At 50.7% G+C, this 24,662-nt stretch carries 17 protein-coding genes and 1 pseudogene; 17 read left to right on the forward strand and 1 reads right to left on the reverse strand.

Translation table 11 applies throughout. The features are described from left to right. Positions 1-412 precede the first annotated feature (412 nt). The 7 genes and pseudogenes from ACFPYJ_RS32160 to ACFPYJ_RS32190 all read left to right on the forward strand — a co-directional run. A pseudogene (locus tag ACFPYJ_RS32160) lies at positions 413-2,023 on the forward strand (cellulase family glycosylhydrolase); the annotation flags it as partial. Between the two features lie 483 nt (positions 2,024-2,506). Then, complete coding sequence (locus ACFPYJ_RS32165; RefSeq protein ID WP_379192513.1) at positions 2,507-3,388, forward strand: putative RNA methyltransferase; 882 nt, start codon at positions 2,507-2,509, stop codon at positions 3,386-3,388. A 207-nt stretch (positions 3,389-3,595) separates the two neighbouring features. Then, positions 3,596-5,137, forward strand: a complete 1,542-nt coding sequence (gene hutH, locus ACFPYJ_RS32170) for a histidine ammonia-lyase (protein WP_379192515.1) — start codon at positions 3,596-3,598, stop codon at positions 5,135-5,137. Positions 5,138-5,210: 73 nt separating this feature from the next. Continuing rightward, a complete protein-coding gene (gene hutU / locus ACFPYJ_RS32175) occupies positions 5,211-6,875 on the forward strand; it encodes a urocanate hydratase (protein WP_379192517.1) in 1,665 nt (554 codons plus the stop codon). Between the two features lie 15 nt (positions 6,876-6,890). Continuing rightward, on the forward strand, positions 6,891-8,168 hold the full coding sequence (gene hutI / locus ACFPYJ_RS32180) for an imidazolonepropionase (RefSeq protein ID WP_379192519.1): 1,278 nt from the start codon (positions 6,891-6,893) through the stop codon (positions 8,166-8,168). Then, positions 8,165-9,421, forward strand: coding sequence for a Zn-dependent hydrolase (locus ACFPYJ_RS32185; RefSeq protein ID WP_379192521.1), 1,257 nt, complete (start codon positions 8,165-8,167; stop codon positions 9,419-9,421). Before hutI ends, ACFPYJ_RS32185 begins: the two co-directional genes overlap by 4 nt. Before the next feature lie 44 nt (positions 9,422-9,465). After that, positions 9,466-10,791, forward strand: coding sequence for an amidohydrolase family protein (locus tag ACFPYJ_RS32190; protein ID WP_379192523.1), 1,326 nt, complete (start codon positions 9,466-9,468; stop codon positions 10,789-10,791). A 208-nt stretch (positions 10,792-10,999) separates the two neighbouring features. Here ACFPYJ_RS32190 and spoVB read toward each other — a convergent pair whose 3' ends face one another. Then, positions 11,000-12,547, reverse strand: a complete 1,548-nt coding sequence (gene spoVB / locus ACFPYJ_RS32195) for a stage V sporulation protein B (protein ID WP_379192526.1) — start codon at positions 12,545-12,547, stop codon at positions 11,000-11,002. 373 nt (positions 12,548-12,920) lie between these two features. Between spoVB and ACFPYJ_RS32200 the strand changes: the two genes are divergently transcribed. The 10 genes from ACFPYJ_RS32200 (at position 12,921) to ACFPYJ_RS32245 (ending at position 24,651) form a co-directional block, all read left to right on the forward strand. Further along, positions 12,921-14,756, forward strand: coding sequence for a sensor histidine kinase (locus tag ACFPYJ_RS32200; protein WP_379192528.1), 1,836 nt, complete (start codon positions 12,921-12,923; stop codon positions 14,754-14,756). Next, positions 14,753-16,258: a response regulator gene (locus ACFPYJ_RS32205; protein ID WP_379192530.1), complete on the forward strand. Its 1,506-nt coding sequence runs from the start codon at positions 14,753-14,755 to the stop codon at positions 16,256-16,258. Before ACFPYJ_RS32200 ends, ACFPYJ_RS32205 begins: the two co-directional genes overlap by 4 nt. Before the next feature lie 146 nt (positions 16,259-16,404). Then, positions 16,405-17,472, forward strand: a complete 1,068-nt coding sequence (locus ACFPYJ_RS32210) for an ABC transporter substrate-binding protein (RefSeq protein ID WP_379192532.1) — start codon at positions 16,405-16,407, stop codon at positions 17,470-17,472. Between the two features lie 20 nt (positions 17,473-17,492). Next, the gene (locus ACFPYJ_RS32215; protein WP_379192534.1) at positions 17,493-17,696 is read left to right on the forward strand and encodes a hypothetical protein; all 204 of its coding nucleotides are present in this window, start codon (positions 17,493-17,495) and stop codon (positions 17,694-17,696) included. A 67-nt stretch (positions 17,697-17,763) separates the two neighbouring features. Continuing rightward, a complete protein-coding gene (locus ACFPYJ_RS32220) occupies positions 17,764-18,648 on the forward strand; it encodes a carbohydrate ABC transporter permease (RefSeq protein WP_379192536.1) in 885 nt (294 codons plus the stop codon). Beyond that, positions 18,645-19,469: a carbohydrate ABC transporter permease gene (locus tag ACFPYJ_RS32225; RefSeq protein ID WP_379192538.1), complete on the forward strand. Its 825-nt coding sequence runs from the start codon at positions 18,645-18,647 to the stop codon at positions 19,467-19,469. The genes ACFPYJ_RS32220 and ACFPYJ_RS32225 overlap by 4 nt, the downstream gene beginning before the upstream one ends. A 337-nt stretch (positions 19,470-19,806) precedes the next feature. Further along, the gene (locus ACFPYJ_RS32230) at positions 19,807-21,744 is read left to right on the forward strand and encodes an asparagine synthase-related protein (RefSeq protein WP_379192540.1); all 1,938 of its coding nucleotides are present in this window, start codon (positions 19,807-19,809) and stop codon (positions 21,742-21,744) included. A gap of 28 nt (positions 21,745-21,772) precedes the next feature. Further along, the gene (locus ACFPYJ_RS32235) at positions 21,773-21,928 is read left to right on the forward strand and encodes a paeninodin family lasso peptide (RefSeq protein ID WP_379192542.1); all 156 of its coding nucleotides are present in this window, start codon (positions 21,773-21,775) and stop codon (positions 21,926-21,928) included. 175 nt (positions 21,929-22,103) lie between these two features. After that, positions 22,104-23,906 (forward strand): ABC transporter ATP-binding protein, encoded by a 1,803-nt coding sequence (locus tag ACFPYJ_RS32240; protein WP_379192544.1) that lies wholly within the window; start codon positions 22,104-22,106, stop codon positions 23,904-23,906. A 205-nt stretch (positions 23,907-24,111) separates the two neighbouring features. Continuing rightward, positions 24,112-24,651 carry a nucleoside-triphosphatase gene (locus ACFPYJ_RS32245; RefSeq protein WP_379192546.1) on the forward strand — a complete coding sequence of 180 codons (540 nt, stop codon included), beginning with the start codon at positions 24,112-24,114 and terminating at the stop codon, positions 24,649-24,651. Positions 24,652-24,662 lie beyond the last annotated feature (11 nt).

Raw genomic sequence — 24,662 nt, forward strand, 5'->3', positions numbered from 1 at the left:
GAAATTCGCCTTTATCTATTTCAGTACACTTCACAAAATCAAAAACAAATGTTTTTCAGTGGCCTCGGATCTATCGGCTGCCTTTTTTCCCTGCTAATTCATTTGTGTTTTTTGTCTCCACCCTTTAATTCGCACCTGATTTATCCTTTAATTAGTGGGGTTTTTCCCAAAACCATGCTCTGGTAAAATCATTCTGTTACCACAAAATGATAACGCTTTCATGAAAAGGGGGACATGCCAAGGTAGCTGTTCGACTTGCCTCGCATTTTGTTTCAGAACCAAATTCAGGAGGAGGTAATGCAGTACTATGTTTTCATCCAGCAAGCTCTTTCGTCTATTTCTGACGGTATCGGTCTTATTAGTCATACTCGTTCCTTCCGCAAGCGCAGCCACGCAGGAGTAGCCCGCGATCGCCGTTCCGAAGAGCAAGATTCAATCGTACGTCGAAGCCATGCAGCCCGGTTGGAATCTCGGCAACACGTTCGACGCGACTGGAGTTGACGAGACGTCCTGGGGAAATCCGCGCGTGACGAAACAGCTCATCAAGCACATCGCCTCGCAAGGATTCAACAGTATTCGTACCCCGATCACATGGGATCAGCGGATGGGCGAGGCACCGGATTATACGATCGATCCAGCGTTCCTGGACCGCATTGAAGAGGTCGTGAACTGGTCTTTGGACGCTGGATTGTACGTCATGATCAACCTGCACCACGACTCCTGGCTGTGGGTTAACCGGATGGGTACCGAGCATGACGTTGTACTTGCCCGATATAACGCAGCATGGACGCAAATCGCCGAGCGGTTCAAAAACTATTCAAAGAAGCTGTCCTTCGAGAGCATCAACGAACCTCGTTTCTCTGACGGCTGGGGTGAAGGCGGCAAAGCTCAATTCGCGATGCTGCATGAATTGAATGCATCCTTCCATGAGATTGTGCGCGGCTCCGGCGGCAACAATTTGGAGCGCCCCCTCGTGCTGCCGACGCTCGAGACGAACGCGAACCAGGATCGGCTCGACGCGCTGGTTGACACGTTTACCGTGCTGGATGACCCGAACCTGATTGCTACCGTTCACTATTACGGGTTTTGGCCGTTCAGCGTCAACATTGCCGGCTTCACACGCTTCAACGAAGAAACGAAAAATGACATCGTTTAAACGTTCGACCGCGTCTATCAATCGCTGGTGGCTAAGGGCATCCCCGTCATTCTAGGTGAATACGGTTTGCTCGGCTTCGACAAAAATACGGGTACGATTGAACAAGGCGAAAAGCTTAAATTTTTCGAGTTCTTGCTTCATTACATTCAAGAGAGAGGCATTACCCATATGCTGTGGGACAACGGACAGCATCTCGACCGCCGCGCGCTGCAATGGAACGATCCGCAGCTGTACGGCATGTTAAAAGCCAGTTGGAAAGGCCGCTCCGCAACCGCGGAAACCGATTTGATTTATTTGGCCAAGGGTGCACAAACGCAGGATGCCGCCATACGGCTGGAATTGAACGGCAATCGGCTGACGGCTCTTCGCAATGATGGCAAGACATTGCGCAAAGGCGCCGACTATTCGATAGAAGGTAATGTCCTGATGCTGAAGGCGGGCTTACTCTCCAAATTGACGGCGTCAGGCGCTTACGGCAAGAACGCGGAGATCATTGCGGATTTCAACAAGGGCGGGGACTGGGCGTTTGACGTAATCGTCTACGATACACCTGTGCTGCAGGACGCAACCGGAACGACAGACGAATTCTCGATCCCGACCGCGTTCAACGGCGACCGGCGTGCTACGATGGAAGCCGTGTACGCTGCCGGAGGCAACGCTGGTCCGCAGAACTGGACTTCGTTCAAGGAATTCGCGTACGCTTTCTCGCCTTCGTACGATACGAACGAGATTAAGCTCACGCAAAACTTCTTTAACGAAGTGAATGACGGTGAAGTCGTGCTGACTTTCCACTTTTGGAGCGGGAAAACCGTCAAATACACGATTACGAAGACCGGAACCGCCATCGTCGGTTCCGCCGCAAAATAATGATAAGGAGCCAGCCGAACGTTTGGCTGGCTTCCTTTTACATTCGCTCGCGAAAATACTGCAGCGCGGACAGAACGAGGCGGTTAAGACCAATACGACACATCCAAACAAAGATCATTTCGAGAATATGGAGATTCTTCTTAGATACCGCATAGGAGACATTCGACAAAACACACTATAGTTCAACGCCGAAAGGTATGCCTATGTCAGCTCTTAGTGCGCTAACAGGTAGTTTGATGCAATGAATATCGTTCATCATTAATAAAACAATGAACTCTAGTGACTGCGGATTATGTTATAATAAGAGCTGATTTAAAAATCTTTATTTACTTTATAGGAGAGTTACATGATGATCATCCAATTCATTCGTTTCAGGTAATGAAAGGTACGGATAACTAAATCCATCCATTTTTTAGAAAGGGTTGGGTTTATTTTCTGTGCCTTTTTTCATTCACCAAATACGAATGAATGGGGTGTTTTTTTGTGTCCAAACAGAGTAAAAAGATGCTAAGTGCTGATGTTATTGCACAAAATCAAGAGATGTTTAGATGCCCGATATGTGATGGTCAGATGCGAATGGTCAATTCACAAAGTTTGATTTGTATCAATCAGCATTGTTTTGATGTATCGAAGCAGGGATATGTAAACTTATTGTCACGAGCCATTAAAACTAAATATGATAAACGAATGTTTGAATCCAGAAGAGCGATTTGCAGAAGTGGCTTTTTTGAGCCTTTGCATGCAATCATAAGCGATAAAATAATCAATCAACTTCGTACTAAAGAACGGTTTAAGGTATTAGATGCAGGGTGTGGAGAAGGCTCTCAATTAACCAACATACAGGAAAAAATAATACAAAACACAACAAATACACCTTTGGCTGTCGGAATCGATATTTCTAAGGAGGGGATCAATAACGCTGCGGCCGAATACTCCAACGCTATTTGGTGTATTGCAGACATTGCGAACTGCCCGTTTGCTAGTCATCAATTCAATTTCATTCTTAACATTTTATCACCGGCTAATTATTCAGAATTTCAAAGAATGATTGCTGCTGATGGTAGGGTCATAAAGGTTGTTCCTGAACGTGATTATCTTAAAGAATTTAGAGATGTTTTTTACGAAGGCTCTCAAAACCAGGTTTATTCAAACGATAATACGCTGGATCATTTTAAAGAAAATTTTGAGATAACCGACGTTGAACGTATTCGATATCAGGTAGCCTTGGATGATACGTTAATCAAACCGTTGCTCCGAATGACACCATTATCATGGGGGACAACGGAGGAACGTTTGCAAAAAGTCAGGCAGATGAATTTGCAACAGATAACGATGGATTTCACGATCTTGTTTGGAAAGAAATAACCGCATTTCTTTGAAAAATGATCCAGCAGTCCCCATCCTGGGGTGTTGGATGGTTAAAATTGAAAAATCTGCATATATATCAATCAAGGCAGCTTGCAATAGGATGATGAGGCCATATCCCGTTCGAACAAGGAGACCAGCAGCTTTCGTTGCGACAGGTCTCTTTCTTGTCGGCTCGGGACACTGCTTGGTGAAGGAGTGGTCAGCATGAAGCATTCATCCAAACAAGAGGTGGTTCTTGACGGAAGTTCCCTGACACTTCAGGATGTGGTGTTCGTGGCGTATCATCGGGTTCCTGTGAGGATTAACGAGGAGAGTAAAGCGAAGCTGTCCAAGAGCCGGGACTATGTTGACCATCTCCTGAATGAACAGCGGATCGTATACGGCTTAACGACCGGGTTCGGCAAATTCAGCGATACGTTCATATCAAGTGAAGATGCGAAGGAGCTTCAGTTAAATCTGATTCGCAGCCACGCATGCGGGGTCGGGAACGCCTTCTCGGAGGAAGTGGCCAGAGCAATCATGCTGCTTCGGATTAACGCCCTCGCGCTTGGTTATTCGGGTATCCGGCCGGTGTTAGTGGGCACCATGATCGAAATGTTAAATCGGCACGTCATTCCCGTCATACCCGAAAAAGGATCCCTTGGAGCAAGCGGCGATCTGGCACCTTTGTCGCATCTTGCCCTAACGCTGATCGGAGAAGGCGAGGTTTATTATCAAGGCGTTCGGATGCCTTCTGAAAAAGCTTTACCGCTGGCTGGCATCGAGCCGATCGTGCTGGAGGCCAAGGAAGGATTGGCGCTCATCAACGGTACACAGGTTATGACAGCAGTGGGGAGTATAGCTTGCTGGAACGCCATCCAGCTTTCTAAATGGGCGGATTGCGCGGCGGCTGTCACATATGAAGTGCTGCTCGGGGTCAGCGATGCATTCGATGCGGAAACACATGAACTGCGGCCGCATGAAGGGCAGCAAATGACTGCCCATAATCTCCGGAAATTAACGAAGGGAAGCCGGTTGTTAACGAGGCAGGGCGAACGAAGGGTTCAGGACGCTTATTCACTTCGATGCGTTCCGCAAGTGCACGGTGCGAGCAGAGACGCCTTGACTTATGTCGCAGCGAAGCTGAAGATCGAAATGAATGCCGCAACCGATAATCCGTTAATCTTTGCCGAGAAGGATCGGGTCATTTCCGGAGGCAACTTTCATGGTCAGCCGATCGCCTTGTCGATGGATTTTCTGTCCATTTGTGTATCGGAGCTGGCCAACATTTCGGAACGTCGGATCGAACGGCTGGTGAACCCGCATCTGAACGAGCAGCTGCCGCCTTTCCTCTCTCCGCAAGCCGGCATCCAATCCGGCTTCATGATTGCACAATATACGGCAGCCTCGCTCGTATCCGAGAATAAAACCTTGTCATTCCCGGCTTCCGTCGATTCGATCCCTTCATCAGCTAACCAGGAGGACCACGTCAGCATGGGCACAATAAGCGCCCGTAAAGCGTATCAAATCGTCGATAACGCTTATTATGTGCTGGCGATCGAGCTGCTGTGTGCGGCTCAGGCGGCCGATTATCGTGACGCATCGCTTCTAGGCGCCGGTACATCGATGATTTACGCCAAGTGCCGCGAGCAGGTTTCTTTTATGGCAAAGGATCGGGTACTGGCGCATGATTTCGAGAAAATCAAAGGAATGCTGATGAAATTGGATGCGCTTGATGAATTGGAACAGTTATTTTCACTTCAATAAATAGGGCTTGCTGAACGAAAGATCCGTTCAGCAAGCCCTAAACAGGCGATTAAGGTTCTGGGAGGTAATAACCATGACATCCGACAGGACGAACTTGATCCGCGCGCCGAGAGGAAGCGTGTTGAACACGCAAGGGTGGATTCAGGAAGCTGCGCTTCGCATGCTGATGAATAATTTGGACCCGGATGTGGCGGAGAACCCCGAGCAATTGATCGTATATGGAGGGATCGGCAAAGCCGCACGAAACAAGGAGTGCTATGAAGCTATTGTATCGGCTCTGAAAATACTGAAGTCAGACGAAACGCTTCTGATCCAATCGGGCAAACCGGTAGCGGTGTTTCGCACGCATCAAGAGGCGCCGCGGGTGCTGCTGGCAAACTCTAACCTCGTTCCGGCATGGGCTCACTGGGAAAAGTTTCATGAGCTGGACCGGAAAGGATTGATTATGTATGGTCAAATGACCGCCGGAAGCTGGATTTATATCGGCAGTCAAGGCATTCTGCAGGGCACTTATGAAACGTTTGCGGCGTGCGCCAGAGCGCACTTCGGCGGCAGCTTGAAAGGAAAGGTAACCGTAACGGCCGGTCTGGGCGGAATGGGCGGCGCTCAACCGCTTGCGGTAACCATGAACGGCGGCATCCTCATCGGCATTGAGGCAGACCGGACCCGCATAGAGAAAAGAATGCAGACGAAGTATTGCGATATGCTGGCCGAAACGATTGACGAAGCGATCGAACTGGCGGAGGATGCCAGGAAGAAAGGACTTGCTCGTTCGATCGGACTGCTCGGTAACGCGGCTGAAGTGCTCCCTAAATTGATTGAGAAGAACTATATTCCCGATATTGTCACGGATCAGACCTCCTCGCACGATCCGCTCAACGGTTATTGGCCTGCCGGCATGACCCTTGAAGAAAGCCGGAGCCTTAGACAGGAAGACCAAGGCCGGTATGTGCAGCTGGCTAAGGAAAGCATTGCCATTCATGTCCGTGCCATGCTCGAGCTAAAAACGAAGGGTGCCGTCGTCTTTGATTACGGCAATAACATCCGCCAAGCGGCCTTCGACCAGGGAGTGGCAGACGCTTTCGATTTCCCGGGTTTTGTCCCGGCGTATATCCGGCCGCAGTTCTGCGAAGGCAGAGGACCGTTCCGCTGGGTGGCTCTGTCTGGGGATCCGGAGGATATTTATAAGACGGACGAAGTCATTCTGAGTGAATTTGCCGATAACAAAGCGCTTTGTCAATGGATCCGGATGGCGCGGGAGAAGGTCGCCTTTCAAGGACTTCCCGCCCGAATTTGCTGGCTTGGATACGGCGAGAGGGCGGTGTTCGGCCGCATCATAAACGGTATGGTCGCCTCGGGCGAATTGTCCGCTCCGATCGTAATCGGACGGGATCATTTGGATGCCGGCTCCGTCGCGTCGCCCAATCGTGAGACGGAGGCTATGAAGGACGGCAGCGATGCGATTGCCGATTGGCCGATATTGAACGCACTCGTCAATACGGCGGCAGGCGCAAGCTGGGTCTCCTTTCATCACGGGGGCGGAGTCGGGATGGGCTATTCGCTACATGCCGGTATGGTCGTTGTGGCGGATGGAACGCCGGAAGCGGCTGAACGTCTTGAGCGTGTGCTTACGACGGATCCCGGCCTCGGCGTTGTCCGTCATGCGGATGCCGGCTATGAGCTTGCCATAGAAACGGCAAGAACGAAAGGCATCGCTATGCCGATGGCTGACCGGTGAAAGGGGACGGGGCAAATGATTTATATCCGCAATGCGTCGCAGCTCATTACGGTCGCTGGAGCAACTGCCGCCCCGAAGCGGGGACGCGAGATGGAGGACCTATGCATCATCCATAACGGGGGCTTAGTCATCGAAGAAGGACGATTCACGTTTGTCGGACAGGACGATGAAGCGCAGCGCTATGTACAGAATAGGGCGAAAAAAAAGAAGGAGGTGATGGTGATCGACGCATCCGGAAAGGTGGTGACACCTGGGCTGGTCGATCCCCATACGCATCTCGTATTTGCGGGTTCACGCGAGCTTGAATTGGAAATGCGGCTGAAAGGCGCATCCTATATCGATATTTTAAAGCAAGGAGGGGGCATTCTGAGCACGGCGGAGCAAACGAGGGCAGCTTCGGCAGAGGAGCTTGCGGAACAGGCAAAGCAACGGCTGGACCGTTTTCTGCTGCATGGCGTGACGACCATCGAAGCCAAGAGCGGCTATGGCTTGACGGTGGAAGATGAAATCAAACAACTGCGCACTGCCCGATTGCTAAGCCGCGTTCACCCGGTCGATATTGTTTCCACTTTCATGGGGGCCCACTGCGTGCCGAAGGAGTATAAGAACGATCCGGAAGCTTACGTACGGCTTGTGACCGACGATATGATTCCTCTTGTAGCCAAAGAAGGCTTGGCGGAATTTTGTGATGTCTTCTGCGAACAGGGCGTTTTCACTGTAGAGCAGTCGGAACGGATTTTGAATGCGGGCATACAAGCGGGTCTGCGGCCGAAAATCCACGCGGATGAACTCGAGCCGTTCGGAGGAGCTGAATTGGCTGCGCGGGTGGGAGCAGTGACGGCCGACCATCTGCTGAAAGCATCCGATACAGGAATCCGGGATTTGGCCAAAGCCGGGGTCATCGCGGTTCTTCTGCCGGGAACGGCTTTCTTTCTTATGGCCGAACCCGCAAAGGCGAGAAAGATGATCGAGGCCGGCGTGCCCGTCGCCTTGTCCACCGACCGCAACCCCGGCTCGTCACCGACCGAATCGCTGCAGCTCATCATGAATTTGGCTTGTCTTACGATGCGCATGACGCCGGCGGAGGTACTGACGGCCGTTACGATCAACGCGGCACACGCTCTGGGACGCGCCGACCGGATAGGCAGCATCGAAACGGGCAAGCAGGCGGATCTGGCCTTGTTCAATGCTCCGAATTATGTTTATTTGCAGTATCACTACGGCATTAACCTGGTGGATACCGTAATCAAAAACGGCATTGTCGCTGTAAGCAAAGGAGTCATCACGTCATGAGAGAGCTTCGGATTCAACCGGAACGGCTCGAAAACCAGCTGCAGAAACTCGGTTCGTTCGGACGCAATGAACAGGGCGGCATTGACCGCACGACGTTTACGCCCTCGGAATTGGCGGCCCGTGAATGGTTAAAGAGTGAGCTTCGACGTGCAGGCCTTCATGTCCGTATAGATCCGGCGGCCAACATCTGGGGAAGACGGGACGGCGGGGATCATTCTCTTCCCGTCATTGCATTCGGCTCCCATATCGATACGGTTCCAAACGGAGGCATGTATGACGGTGCGCTCGGCGTGCTCATTGCCTTAGAAGTTATGCGCACGCTTATCGATAACGATGCTGCAATACGGCATCCGCTTGAATTGGTATCATTCAGCGCTGAAGAACCGAATCCATTCGGATTGTCCACGCTGGGCAGCAGAGCTGCAGCCGGGAAATTGTCGCGCTCCGATCTGGAAGGGGTGACGGATAACGAGGGCCGGCTCCTTACCGAAGCCCTTGCGGCAGCGGGAGGAGACCCGGACAAGTTTGAGAAAGCCCGGCTTGACCCTGCCTGGCTGTCCGCCTTTCTAGAGGTTCACATCGAGCAGGGAAAACGGCTGCTGGAACGAAATATTGCGGTCGGAATCGTAACCTCGATCACCGGCATTTACCGGGAGGTCGTAACGGTTCACGGGGAAGCGAATCATGCGGGAACAACACGAATGGAAGACCGATGTGACGCGCTGATGGCAGCATCTGAACTGATGCTGGCATTTGAAGAGATATGCCGGAACCATCCTTCGGGCGAAGTGGTGGGTACGGTAGGCTGCATTTCGAACTTTCCGAATGCGGCCAATATTATCCCGGCGAAAGTCGTTTTTATACTGGAGGCAAGAGGGAATTCGGAGCTTGAAATCCAGAAAGTAATGGAAGCTTGGAGCTTAAGAGCCGAAGTGATCGGGGTTAAACGTAAGATCCGGATCGAGCGTCGGCTCATGCTGAACCAAGCACCGGTGCCGATGGAGCAGACGGTTATCGGCGTATGCCGGCAGAAAGTCGACGAACTCGGTTACGACTCGCTATTCCTAGGCAGCATGGCAGGGCATGATGCGGCCCACATGTCCGCATTGACCCGCACTGGAATGCTGTTCGTTCCTTCCCTCGAAGGCAAAAGCCACTGCCTTGAGGAGAGAAGCCGAATGGACGATATCGAAAAAGCGGCTAACGTTCTGCTTCATGTTATTTTGGAATTGGATTGCACGCTCGATCAATAGTACATGCCGCATGCTGCGGTTATTTATGAAAGGGAGGAAAAGGGATGCAGCGATTGTTTATGGCGGATTATGTCTATACCGGGGAAGCGTTCCACCCTGACTTTGCCCTGCTGGTTGAAGGCGGGTACGTCCGGGAGATCGGTCCTGCAGCTGCTTTATCCGCTAAATATATGGCGGCGGAGACGATCCAGTGGAAGGGAAAAGCAATCGTGCCGGGCACAGTAAATGCGCATAATCATTCCTTTCAGAGTCTGCTGCGCGGCATCGCCGTTGACCGGCCCTTTCTGGAGTGGCGGGAACAGGCGCTGTACCGCTACACACCGTATCTGGACGAAGATGCGATTTACACAGGAGCGCTACTCGCTTTTGGTGAAATGCTGAGGTACGGGGTGACGACGGTTTGTGACTTTTTCTACGTGCATAACGGTGGTACGGCTCAAGACGAAGCGGTCATTCGCGCGGCAAACGATCTGGGCATTCGGCTTGTCTTCGCCCGGACGATGTACGATTGGATCGGCGCACCGGCTTCATACCGGGAGACGGTGAATCAAGCGGTAGATCGTACCCGAGAACTGGCGAAGAAATATCAAGGGCATGAAATGGTCACGGTTCATCCGGCCCCGCACAGTCCGCATGCGGCGTCGCCGGAAATGATTAAAGCAGGGCACCGTCTTGCGCAGGAGCTGGAGACGCCGTTCCATATTCATGTGGCGGAAGAGATGTTTGAAGTGGAGGAAACGCTGCGGGATTATGGGAAGCGCCCCATCCATTACCTGGATTCCCTAGGCGTGCTGGATGAAAGGATGATCGCCGTACATCTCGTATGGCTGGACAATTCCGAAATCGCTTTGTTAAACGGGAGGGGCTGTTCACTTGCGTACTGTCCGTCAAGCAACATGTTCTTGGCTGATGGGGTGACCCGTATTCCCGAATTGATCCAATCCGGCGTGACGGTCGCGCTAGGAACGGACGGCGGGTGCAGCAATAACCGGATTAGCGTATTTGAAGAAATGCGGATGTGTTCACTGCTGCAGAAAGTGGTGCGTCTTGACGGAACATGCATAACGGCCGGACAAGTGTACAAGATGGGAACGAAAAATGGCGGCTCCATGCTGCGGCTGCCTGTCGGCGTTCTCGAAGCGGGGGCCTGCGCGGATTTTCTTGCGCTGGACACCAACGATTTATCTCTGGCTCCACGGTGGGAATTGTTTGCCAACATGGTATATGCCCTCCAGCCGAATGCCATTTCCCATGTCGTTGTGGCAGGAAAGATTGTTGTTAACGATGGTGTTCTGACGACTGTTTCCCAAAACGCCATTATCCGCCGGGTGGATGGGCTTATAGATACATGGTCAAACCTTATTTTCTGATGGTGCAATAAAAAAGCCTTGATGAGCCCATTTGAAGTGCACCCCTTAAAGTAGACATCGGAAAGAACCCTTGGTTATCAAGGTGAATTTCTGGGGGTGCATGAGCGATGCGGCTGGATGGCGACTTGGCGTCCGCGGGGGGCGGCCGGCCGATGCGAGTCAACATCTGGTATTCATTTCAACAATGCGCGCATCATTCGCGAACCGCTTACCATGTCGAAATTGTACGGTGTGTATTTTTCCATTTCAAGGTATCCGTTAACAAAAGCAGAGCGAAATAGAAAAGCAAAGAACCGGCGATTGAAACAATTACGCTCCATAACAGCGGCAGTCCTTGGACGGTAAGATAGTCAAAGGTCCAGCGCCCGCACAGCGCCATCAGCACCATGCAGAAGCCAACCTTTATATAGGGCCCGATACTCCAATAAAAGCCGATCGAGCTTGAAATCGATAAGAAGTTTAGCAGCGTTTGCATGACGATGCCAATACCGATGCCGTACGTGACGCCGACGATGCCGAATTGGCTGCCGAACACGAAAATGGAAGCTGCCTTGAACGATGTGGCCACGACGTAGTTCCATAGAGTAGCACTTGCGCGGCCGAGTCCGAGCAGGATCGCATGCAGCGGCGCGTCGAAATAATGCAGGAAAAATATGGGCGCCAATATTTTCAGCAGCAAGCCCGCTTCCGGTGAGTCGTAGACGAGCGTCGTGAGTGGAGTTGCCCACTCAAACAGGATAACCGTCGCCGGCGCGCCGATCAGAAGTCCGAGGCTCAGCGCCTGATTCATCCGTTCATGCATAAGGAGACCATTCTTGTTCGCCGCTGCCTCGCCGATAGCCGGTACGAGCGCGGTGGACAAGGACTGCGTAATAAAGCTCGGCATGAAAAGCAGCGGAAACGCATAGCCTGCCAACAAGCCGAACTGCTTCGTGGCTAATGCGGTACCGATACCGGCCAGTGCCAGGCTGGTTGAAATGAGCAATGGCTGGAATGCACCGTATACGGATTGAATAACGCCTTGTCCGGTCGTCGGCAGGCCGATCTGCAGCAGCTCGGACAGTGTGCTTCTTCCTTGCTTCAGGTGGCTTGCCCATGTCTCGCCCGGAACCTTAGCTTCACCGTATAGCTTGTAACTAGCTACCAGGAATAAGAGGCTGATCGCTTCACTGACGACAGAGGCGGCCATCGCGCCCGCAGCCGCATACGCGACGCCGTAAGGCAGCAGCAGGTGCACCATCGCCAGTACGCAGGCAATCTGCACCGTATGCTCGAGCACATCGGAAGCGGCGATGGTCTTCATCTGCTGCATACCGCGAAAGTACCCTTTCAGCACCGCGGAGACGGCGACAATCGGCGCGATCGGTGTGATCGCGAGCATCGCGTAATAGGCGCGTTGGTCACTCAGCAGGAAGGATGCGATCCACTCGGAGCCAAGCAGCGAGACGGTCGTAAGCGTAACGCTCAAGATGCCGGTGACGGTGAGCGATATGTGCAGGATGCGCCTCACTTTCTCCCGCTCGCCCCGAGCGCTTGCCTCCGCAACCAGCTTTGAGATCGCCACCGGCAAGCCGAGCTCCGTAATCGTAATGACGAGCGGCACGAGCGGATGCGCCATCATCAAGAGGCCGATTCCTTCCGCACCAAGTACGCGAGCGACAAACATGCCGCTGATAAAGCCGAGAATACGATTGATGAAAGCAGCGACAGATAAGGCCACCGTACCTCTCATGAACGATTGCTGCGGTTGTGCCATGAATTTGTTCCTCCTGATTATCGAATACTTAAATGTATTCATCATTCGGAAAAGCATGCGAACGAGCTGTTGCACGGGTCATCTTTGGAGCTATAATACCGGGGTCTCTTTCGCATGCGGGTTAGGCTTATCTCAAAGCGTATACACTCTGGCAGGGCTGGCTTTTGAGCAGTGAACCTATTCCGTTTCATTTAGTCTGCCGATTCAATACCGCGATATCGCGGTATTTTTTTTTGTTTTCATATATAGAAAAAGAGTTGCGCGACCCTGGTCTTCCCTTATATGATTTGATTTACAATATCATTAATCGATATTTGTATTCATTAATTCATTCTGCTGTTCGACAAACTCAAGCCGAAAGAGGTGCTGCCAATTGGCCCTATCACTCCAATTTCTTTTGCGTTCCTTGCTTTGCAACTCCGTTATCCGCACGACTCTATTTTCTTATTTGAGTCTCAATCTATTATTATTGTTTCTTCTGGGCTATTTAACCATTCGGGATTCGACGGCAGGGATTACGAAGGAGGTAACGGACTCCGGCTACAAGGTAATGGAACAGGCGGCGCTCGGGTTCGGATTCAACCTGGAGGAGGCGAAGCGTCCGCTCGTGCAGCTGGCCGGAAATTATTCCGTCATCTCCCTTATGAATCCGACGCTTGAGATCGGATATGCCCAGCGCATCCAGCACGAACGTAATATTTCGGACCTCGCTTACGGTGTCTCCAACTTTCAGTCGTTGATCAGCGACATTCTCATCTTAGGGAAGAACGGCTACATTAACAATTTGGACGGCCGCAAATCGCTCAAATGGGATTATCGGTTCTCGGAGCAGCCTTGGTTCAAAGCGGCGGTGGATGCCAAGTCAAATAGAGGATTTATCACGCTCGGGCTTCATAAGCAAAACTATTATTTGGAAAATATTTACTCGAAATATAACCAGACGGCGCTTTCCATTGCCATACCCGTCAAGGATTACTATGGCAAGACGATAGGGGCGGCTATCGCAAACCTGGATCTAAAAAAAATCAACAGGCAGTTCGAGCTCAGCTCCTATCAAAATAACGAAAGCATCTTTATGGTTGACGACAACCAGACGATAATTGTCCACAAGGACGAGGACAGCATTGGCAAACGGCTCGATTTTTCGGGTATCGAACGGATTTACAGAAGTGATTCTGGCAGCTTTGTTTCACGGTTTGATGGGGTGGAACAGCTCGTCATTTTCCATTCAACGTCCGAGAAGGGGCTGCACTTGATATCCACGGTTCCAATGTCTGTCATTCGCAGTCAAGCGGATCCGCTTCGGGCCAACCTAATCGGCACGCTTTATCTTTGCCTCTGCTTGAACGCCCTTATCTCGATCATCATCACCGTCCGTATTTCCAGGCCGATCGGCAAGCTTCTCCATACGCTGGACAACATGGGGGAAGACAGCTTGTATGTGATTTCCAAAAACTACAAATACAGTGAATTGAATCTAATCGGCGAGAAGTTTAAAGAACTTGTCGGTCGCACCCAGCTGCTCGTTAAGCAAAATTTTCTTTCGACGATCGCGATGAAGGAGGCGGAGCTGAAAAGCCTGCAGTCGCAAATCAACCCCCATTTTTTGTTTAATACGCTTCAGGCGCTGCAGACGGAGATTGTCTGCGGCAATACGGATGATTCCAACCGGCTTGTCCTCTCACTCGGCGGCCTGCTGCGCTATTCCATGAAACAGTCCGCGGAGCTTGTGCCGCTCGAGCGCGAGCTGCAGAACGTGAAGGATTATTTATTCATTATGAATATCAAATACGACAATCGGATTGAAGTGCAGTACGACATTCCCAATCCGGCCGTATTGCATTACCGGACAGTTAAGCTGACGCTTCAGCCGATCGTCGAGAACGCGATTATTCACGGCTTTCTGGAAAATCCGGAAGAGAATGCGCGAATCCGAATCCGTCTGCTCCAAGTGAGCAAGGGTGCCATGGTGGAGGTAGAGGATACAGGCTGCGGCATGTCCAGGGAGAGTAAAAGGCGGCTCGTCGAGCGTCTGAGGAATCCCGAAGCTTCACCCGAAAGCATCGGTCTGAGCAATGTAAATCAGCGGATCCAATTAAAATTCGGAAGCGGGTATGGCATTCGAATCCGGTCAAGACCCGGGTTGTATACCCGAATCTATGTGATATTGCCGAAATCGGAAGGGGAAGGGGATGCGGTTTCAGAATGAAATTGCTTATCGTCGATGATCAAATGTCGGTCCATAAATTTTTACGTAAAATGATCGATTGGCCTGCTTTGGGCATATATGAGATCAAGCATGCTTACAATGGGCAGGAAGCTGTGGAGCTTATCCAGTCGTTTCGGCCGGAGCTGCTCGTGATCGATATACATATGCCAATCACGGACGGAATCGAGGCGCTTAAACGAATGAAGCAGCTTGCAGTCAAACCGAAAACCGTCATCTTGAGCGCATACGACACATTCGATTATGCAAGGGAAGCGCTTCGACTGAGCGTTTCTCATTATTTGCTGAAGCCGATCGATGCCGGGCTGCTGACAGACATCCTATTGGAGCTCGCAGCGGAAGCGCGCGCCGACGCACTTGCCGTCGTAACGGAAGGGATGGAAAGTCTCGCTAATTTGGAACAGCCGGCGGATCGGCAGATGATCATTCTACAGGACGGTTTCACAGCGCTTGGAATTAAAGGGTTCGCAATCGTGACGGTGACCGGTATGGCTCCGTCCAAGGGCAGCGAGATACAAGTGCAGGAGTGGATCTCGCAAGGCATGATCCGGATACCGGTGCGAACACGAAGTTCGAGGGAGATGCTGTTCCTGATCGGTCTTCACGATGGCAAAGCCGAAGGCAGTCTCTATGATTTGTGCGCGGAGCAGCTCGCACATTGGCGGCTCCATTTGTCCAGCAGCATAAGCATGGGGATCAGCGGACCGGACTGCAGCGCTGCAGCGATTCCTCGTCTGATTCTCGAGAGCCGGCGTGCGGCTATGACCGGATTTTATCGTCCCGAGGTTGTCCACCGTTACGACGGAACGGCTTTTGCAGACGGCGAAATCCGGCTGCATCTGCGCCGATTGGAGCAGGCGTTCGATGAGAAAACGCAGGACGGCTATTCGGCCGAGTCGCTCGGGCAGGAGCTGCGTTCCATGTTCCGTATTCTCCGCGAGCAGGAGGTTGAACCGGCCTTAGCCTACCAAACCTGCCATCGGTTTCTGCAAAGTTTGACCCGGCTGCCTAGCGCTTCCAGCCAAAGTCAGGCAGATCGGACGCCGCCGCTTACCGAGTGGATGCAGCGATTCAATACGCTCGGCGAAATTGAGCGGGAGCTCTTTGCCCGCCTGGCAGAATCGCAGACAGAGTCAGATAACGTATTGACCAAGGTTCAGGAGGCCGTACGAAAAATAAAAGGCTATATCGATACCCATTGTGAAGCGGACTTATCTCTTCAGAGCGTAGCGGACCGGTTCAAGACCGATAAATATCAGATCAGCCGGACGTTTAAACAGCAATTCGGTGAAAACTACTGGCAGTATGTAACCCGGGTTCGCATGGAGAAAGCGGCTGAGCTGCTCATGGAGACGGACTGGAAAAACGCCGTTATCGCGGAGCGGACGGGATTTTTGGGGGGAAGCCATTTCAGCCGTTCATTTAAAAAGCATTTCAGCACGACGCCAAAAGAATTCCGCGCATGCCGCATGAAGCCGCAGTAAGCGGAACACCCGAATCATCAGAACGTCATGCAACAATTGACAAGGATTAACGCAACGATATCAATTACGAAGTGAGAAGAAAGGGTATAAAATCCAATTTGTAAGTGCTTACAACACCTAAACGAATCCAATGGGGGTATGCAAGGATGAAGAAGTCATGGATGCTGACAGTATCCGCCATCTTCGGCCTGTCGCTCGTGCTGTCGGCATGCGGCGGCGGAAACAGCGGAAACAGCGGAAATAGTTCCGATCAGCAAGTAAATGGAGGGGCAGCCGAAAGCAACAGCTCTGGAAACAGCGCAGAGAAGGTCAAGCTAAGCATTCTTTCATGGAACAACGAGAAAGAAATGAAGCCGATGCTGGACAGCTTCCAGCAAAAATACCCGAACTTCTCGTTCGATTTTCAAACGTCACCACCTGTTAAAGATTATATCGCCAAGCTGCAAACGATGCTTTTATCTGATTCAGCAACCGACATATTCGTCATTGCAGCGGAAAACAGCAACGAAGTGATCGATGGCGGCTACGCGCTTGACCTGACCGATGAGCCGTTTATAGAAGGCATGCTGGACAGCAACAAGCCTATGCTGAGTAAGAACGGCAAAACGTATGCGTATACACAAACCGGCTGGGTTGGGGGCATTTTCTACAATAAGGAGTTGTTCAAGAAAGCCGGCATCGATAAATTCCCGGAAACATGGGATGATTTTATCGCCGTCTGCAAGAAGCTGAAGGAAGCGGGCATCATTCCTATTTATGATAATATCGGCGATATGCCGATGCTGCTTGACGGTTTATATGCCAACATCACGCTCTCAAAAGACTCGCAATTCGACGAGAAAATTTTCAGCGGCAAGGCGACGTTCGAGCAGGGCTGGACGGAGGCGCTTCAGCGCTGGAACGAAATCGTGACGAGAAAAATCATTACACCGGACATGATCGGGCTTAGTGCCGATCAGATCGTAAACGAGTTTGCGACAGGCAATGTGGCGATGATACAAGGCGGACCGTGGAATATCCCGACTCTGAAACAATCCAATCCGAACCTTCAATTTGAAATGGCACCGATCCCGGCCATTAACCCCGCCGAGAAGTGGTATGCCGGTGCGCCCGGCGTCGGTCTTGCGATCAACAGCAAGACGAAGAATAAGGCTACGTCGCTTCGCAGGAAGGCCTGCAGAAATTCGAGGAAGGCAGCGGTGCGATTATCGTAGCCAAGGGATATGAGAGTAAGGTGGACCCTTCGATTGAAACCGCCTATAAGGAAGGTTTGATGCAGGGCAAAGTGTACCTGCCGATGGTCTCCTGGCCGCGTCATCAGGAAGCTCTCCGCAACCAGATGGTCATAGCGCTTCAGGATCTCGTGGTCGGTAAAGGAACGCCGGAAGGCGTTGCGCAATCACTGGACAAGAAGTTGAAAGAGATGGATAACGAATAGGTTGCGGCAGGGAGGGGAGTAGGGCGGCCTATTGCTCTCCCGTTTGCAAAAGAGGGAGGTGTCCGGGATGAATAAATTATTAAAGCAGATTCAGTATCAGGTATTCCTCATTCCGATTCTGATTTTCTATACCGTATTTACGATTTACCCGCTTATTAAATCTTTCGTGCTGAGTTTCACAGATTTCGACGGCTATACCAAGGTATACAACTTTATCGGTATCCAAAACTACATCAAGATTTTTCACGATGACGCTATCGTTTCCGGCATATCATATACGCTGCTGTTTGCACTGTGCAGTACGGTTCTCATCACTTTGCTGGCCATTCCGCTGGCGCTCATTCTGGACCGGAATTTTCTGACTAAGAACATTCACCGGGCAATCTTTTTCTTTCCGTCCATACCAAGCGGGCTGCTGCTTGCTTATATTTGGGGCTTCATCTTATCCCCGATTTCTTCCGGCGTGCTGAATAAGATGTTGAAAAATGTGTTCGGCATAGGGCCGCAGCCTTGGCTGTCCGACCCGCTGCTCGCCAAAATGTCTACAATTCTCGTGTCGACCTGGGCCGGCGCAGGTTGGCATGCGGTTCTATATCTGGCCTTCCTGCAAGGGATACCCAAGGATTATTTCGAAGCCGCCGCTATCGACGGCGCTAGCCGCCTGCAAAATATTCGCTACATCACGCTGCCGCTCCTTGCGCCGGCCATGACGGTGAGTATCATGCTGCTGTTGACGGGCGGTCTAAAAGTATTCGAAATTCCGTTCGCACTGACGAAGGGAGGACCTGGATTCGAAACGCATACGATTACGCAGGTTATTGTGCTTCGCGGAATTTCCGAAACTCATTACGGCTTAGCTTCCGCTATGTCCATCGTCTTCTTCCTGATTGTACTGCTCCTCACATATCTTCAGGTTTCCTGGATGCAGAAGCGGGAGGCACGAATTCAATGAACGATACCTCCAAGAAGAACTGGCTGCTCGATATTGTCATGCTGCCCGTTGCCATCATTACTTTTTTTCCGTTTTACCTGATTATAATTAATACGGTCAAAAGCCAGCAGGAGACGGCGATGAGTCCGCTTAGTCTTCCGAAGCAGTGGGATTTCTCCAACTATACACGCGTATTTGCGGAAACGCCGCTGCTGCGCAGCTTCGGCAACAGCCTGCTGCTTACGGTTGTCTCTGTGCTTTTAATGGTATTGATCGGGGCGATGGCCGCTTATCCGATCGTTTACAATGCGAACAAGATGAACCGGATGATTACCGTTTATTTGCTTACCGGGTTTCTCATCCCGTTTCAGACGACGCTTATTCCGCTCTTCGGCCTGATGAGCGATCTGCATCTCATTAACAAGCTTTCCGGGCTCATCATCTTGTATATGGGCGGTTCCGTCTTCGTCTTCTTCCTGATGATGGGCTATATGCGGACTGTGCCCAAAGAGATTACCGAAGCGGCCATTATCGATGGCTGCACCGTTTGGGGCATCTTCTGGCGAATTATTCTGCCGCTTCTGAAGCCGATTACGATTACGAGCATCGTGTATCAGACGATGTGGATTTGGAATGATTTTCTGGCGCCGATGCTGTTCTTGAATTCCCAAAACAAAGCGACGCTCGTGCTGGAAATTTATAAAGCCAAGGGAGAATTTGCGGTTAATTGGCCGCTGTTTATGACGCTGACGGTCATAGCGCTCATTCCGATCTTCATCTTTTTCATCGTGATGCAGAAGCAGATCGTAAAAGGCATAATGGGGGGGGCCGTAAAAGGCTGACCGTGATAACACAACAGTGTTTAACATTGACTTGTTTCTAAAGTCAAAGTTAAGCACTGTTTTTTATTTTAGTTGACCGCCAATTTTGCTGCTGCAGTTGTTCTTGCAGAGGCGTCTATCTTATGCGAATGCAGATGCTTTATAAGAGTAGTTATTGAACCAAAATGCATCAGTCGGCTCAGCACTAAAAAGGATCGAAAACGACATGAACTGACGAAATCAATGAATAACCCCCAGAAAATAATGGCTTGCTGCGTATACTATGATACATTACGTATCAAAAAATTATTGAGATAGAGCTTTGGGAATAAGTCAATATTCATGCATGGAGGAAAAAATGAGCGCCGTAGCCGGGATTATTAACCATAACGGAGAGCCTGTATCCATTCAGGAAAGCGGATGTCTTATGCAAGCTCTGCGAAGATATCCTGCCGATGACGCTTCTGTCTGGCATGGCCGATCCATCTTCTTGGGATGCCATGCACAATGGCTTACTCCCGAGTCGGTCAATGAACGGTTGCCTTATTTCGACGAGATCAATCAACTGGCCATCACCGCGGATGCGATTCTTGATAATCGGGACGAACTGTTCGGCAGGTTAAGCATCGAACCGTTCAGGCGAACCCGTATGACGGATAGCGAGCTTATTTTGCTGGCTTACCGCAAATGGGGGAGTGAAGCTCCGAAATACTTGATCGGCGATTTTGCATTTGTCATCTGGGACGAGAAAGCTCGCGTCCTTTTCGGGGCGAGGGATTTATTGGGAAATCGAACGCTTTATTATCATAACGATCAGCGTCAATTTGCTTTTTGCACAACCATCTTTCCTCTGCTCGCTTTACCTGAAAGGAAGAAGGAACTTAACGAGTCGTGGTTTGCCGAGTATCTGTCGATTCCGATTATTTTGGATTCCGTTGATTACTGCTCCACGGTATATAAAGGCATCAACCAGCTTCCTCCTGCCCATACCGTGACAATAACGGATGGAAAATTGACATTGCGGGAATATGGGGCATTAACCTCGCAGGTTGAGAAATTGAAGCTAAAGTCGGGCGGTGAGTACGAGGAAGCATTCCGCGAAGTCTTTCAAGAAGCTGTCAGCTCGAAGCTTCGGACGCACCGTCAGGTAGGCGCGACATTAAGCGGAGGGCTGGATTCCGGCGCAGTCGTAAGTTTTGCCGCTTCGCCCCTCAGGGAAGAAGGGAAGACTTTACATACGTACAGCTATGTTCCGCCATCGGATTTTGTGGATTGGACAGGCGGAAGCAGGGTGGCTGATGAGAGCCCGTTCGTAAAAGCCACTGTTCAGCATGTAGGAAATATTAGGGACAGCTACTTGGAATTCCCGGGCAGCAATTCGTTTGCGGAAATCGATGAATGGCTCGAGCTTCTGGAGTCACCCTATAAATTTTTTGAGAATTCGTTTTGGATCAAAGGTATTTTCGAAAAGGCGGAGCAGCATGGCATAGGCGTGCTATTAACGGGGGCAAGCGGGAATTACACGATATCATGGGGGCCGGCAGTCGCTTATTACGCCCTTCTCCTAAAGAAAATACGGTGGATTCGTCTTTACAGCGAGCTAAAGGGCTACAGCCGTAGAATCGGGTTAGGGAGAAAGCGGGTGCTGCCCTTCATCATAAAGTCCGCCTTTCCGTTCCTGGACAGGCCCGCTGCTTCCGACGATCAACGAGAATTCCCGTCATTGATCCATCCGGATTTCGCGAGAAGAACAAACGTCTTTGACCGGCTTCAGCATCATGATGTCGGGCTCGGACGGTCTGCGGCCGATGCATTCGAGTCGCGGGAGAATCAGTTCAAAAAGCTGGCGTTCTCCGCCATGCAGGGGGCATCGGGAACAAAATTATCTTTGCGGTACGGCATATGGGAAAGGGATCCGACCTGCGATCCGCGGGTCGTGCGGTTCTGCTTATCCGTACCCGTGGAGCAGTATGTCCAAAACGGCTTCGACCGGTCGCTTATACGAAGGGCAACCGAAACGTATCTGCCCGATAAAGTCCGGTTAAATCAACGCATCCGCGGCGTCCAGGGCGCCGATTGGGTCCATCGCATGATGCCTTCATGGGGCGCCTTTACGGAAGAAGTTCATAAGCTATGCCGGGACTCGGCCGCTTCGCAATATTTGAATGTGCATCAGATCAAAGCGTCTTTGCTCCATATAGGAAATTCGCCAAGACCGGAGCATGCCTATGACCCACATGCCAGATTTTTAATGCGCAGTTTAATCGCCTATCGGTTCATGAACCGGTTTTCATAACAATTGCGCATGAAAGGAGGTGATATCAATGGAGAAGAAAGTATGGCAAGCGCCAACGCTCGAAATGCTCACCGTCAGTATGACGATGGCGGGAAAAGGAACTTGGATCGACTTCAAAGGAAATGATGCGAATGAACATACTCCCGGCGAACACCCTGGGAACGGTCATCCTCCCATTTCATAGGTTGTATTCACCAGAAAACCCTTATGCAGCAATATCGTATAAGGGTTTTCTCTTTCCCGCATGACAGCGTTTTTTCCTGAAGATAGAAAATGGTAGGAACCTGGCGAATGAACAAGGCATTCAAAACAAGTCAGTCCACTCCTGCCAAGCTTACTTTAGTTAAGGGGAAATCAAGGTGGCGCAAATACTTGTCTACATCAAAAAACTGCATGCTTTTGCAGGTTTAAAGCTGTATGTCAATTTAATCGGCATGACAGTCATAAGTTTGTTGGAAGGGGTTGGCGTCTTCTTATTGGCCCCTATGCTTGGCCTGATCGGGCTTTTCGATATGAATACGGCAGGGGTGCCGTTTGTTAACCTATTAGCCGATCCGCTGAAAGGATTGCCGGAAGGACTGAAATTAGCTGTTGTTCTTGGCGTTTTCATTGTGCTGCTTATCGGCCAGGCCCGTCTTCAGCGAAGTCAAACCAATTTGAATTTGGAAATTCAACAGGGGTTTATCCGGCACTTAAGATTGGAAATATATCAGGCCTTACTTCAGTCAAAATGGTCTTTTTTCCTTAGAAAAAGAAGGTCCGATTTTAATCATATCATGACATCGGAGCTGAACCGCGTCAGTCAGGGGACGTACTTGTCCCTACGCTTATTGACAACGCTCCTATTCATGCTTGTCCAGGTCGGCTTTGCGCTTTGGTTATCGGCGAAGCTTACGGCCTTTGTCGTGGTTTGCGGTATAGCACTCGCCGTTTATTCACGCAGATTTATCCAAAAATCAAAAATAATCGGGGATCAAACAACGAAGCTGTCGCAGATGTATACGGCCGGGATAACCGACCATTTCAACGGCATCAAGGATATTAAAAGCAACATGATGGAAGAGCTGCATTTGAACTGGTTTCGCGCGTTGTGCAACCTAATGGAGCAAAATTTCGTTAGGTTTGCGAGACTGCAGTCCACCTCCCAATACTACTACAAAATAGCATCGATTATTTTGATCGCGATGTTTGTTTTCGTAGCCTTCGAAGTATTCCGTGTACAGGCCGAGCAGCTCGTCCTGATCGTTATTGTGTTCTCCCGTTTATGGCCGAAGTTCTCCATGCTGCAGTCCAGTTGGGAGCAGATTGCCCAAACCATTCCCGCATTTAACAGCTTGATTGCTCTTCAGAAGGATTGCGAAGCGGATAAAGAACTGGAACTTCATGAATTCGGCAGCGGCGAACGTTCATTAAGCATCAAAGACGGGATTGAATGCCGCGGCATCTATTATCGTTACGACCGTAACCATTCCGGCTATGCTCTTAAAGACATCGATCTGCGAATACAGGCAAACACCATGACGGCAATCGTCGGCAAATCCGGCGCCGGAAAAAGCACCTTGATCGATATCCTGATCGGCCTTATTCAACCGGAACGGGGCGAAGTCCTTGTGGATGGAAGCCTGCTGGCCGGTGACACGGCTTTTTCCTTGAGGAGATCCGCCAGTTATGTATCGCAGGATCCTTTTCTGTTCCATGCCAGCATCCGGGAAAATCTGTCGATCGCAGCGCCGGATGCAAGTGAAGAACAGATGTGGGAGGCTCTTAGGTTCTCGGCTTCGGATGCTTTTATCAAGAAACTCCCGGATGGACTGGATACCGTCCTTGGGGACAGGGGGGTCAGGCTCTCAGGCGGCGAACGGCAGCGGATCGTTCTGGCGCGTGCGATATTGCGAAAGCCGTCCATCCTTGTATTGGATGAGGCTACAAGTGCCCTCGACAGCGAGAATGAATCCCGGATTCAAGAAGCGCTGGAGAAGCTTAAAGGCCGCATGACGATCATCGTCATTGCCCACCGCCTATCGACCATCCGTAATGCGGATCAGGTGATTGTACTGGAACATGGACGGATTATTCAGAACGGGGGATTTCATCAGCTTTCCACGGAAGCGGAAGGGATGTTCGGTAAGCTGCTGGCGTATCAGAAGGGAGTCAAAGTGTAATTGGCGATACAGCATGCACGTCAAATCCGGCAGCCATTCTAGTTTTCGGGGAGAACCGGGCTCATACCGCCCTGCAACAATAGATGCTGCCGCGGCGTTAATAATGGAGACGGCTCGATGCCTGGCAAAGAGCCGAAGACCGCCTGAACCACTGCAATTTCCACGCTGCCGGTGATCTTCAGGACGAATTTGGGGGCGGATGTTTATGGATCAAATATTTTTCTTAACCGGTCAACCACGAATGGGAAAAACGACTGCAATTAAGGAGATTATTAACCGAATCGGTCCTGATCATTGCGGCGGCTTTTACACCAAAGAAATCCGGGATACGACGAATCGCGTGGGCTTTACTTGTGTAACTTTGAGCGGGAAATGCCAAGAAATCGCGAATGTGAACAGTACGAGCACAGCAAGAGTAGGCAGATATGGAGTTGACATCGACAGCTTCGAGAAGATCGCATTAAGAGCGGTTCAGGATTCGTTGAAATTGAAGAAGGTGACGGTTATTGATGAAGTCGGCTTCATGCAAATGCTGTCCATTCCCTTTCAACGAATGATCCATGACATCGTTTCAAGCGCCCGGCATATCATTCTGGGAACAGTTTGTGTAGATCGTCATCCCGAAATAGACAAGATAAAAGAGCTTCCTGGAATCAAGCTCTATTCGTTGAACGAAGAGAATCGTAATTCCATAACCGAGGCTGTAACTGCGGATATTATAAAGGTGATGAAGCGTGAAGTATGAACGGCCTGCCA

Origin of the sequence: Paenibacillus solisilvae, from assembly GCF_042656405.1 — a bacterium.
In the GTDB taxonomy this organism is placed as follows: Bacteria; Bacillota; Bacilli; order Paenibacillales; family Paenibacillaceae; genus Paenibacillus_Z; species Paenibacillus_Z solisilvae.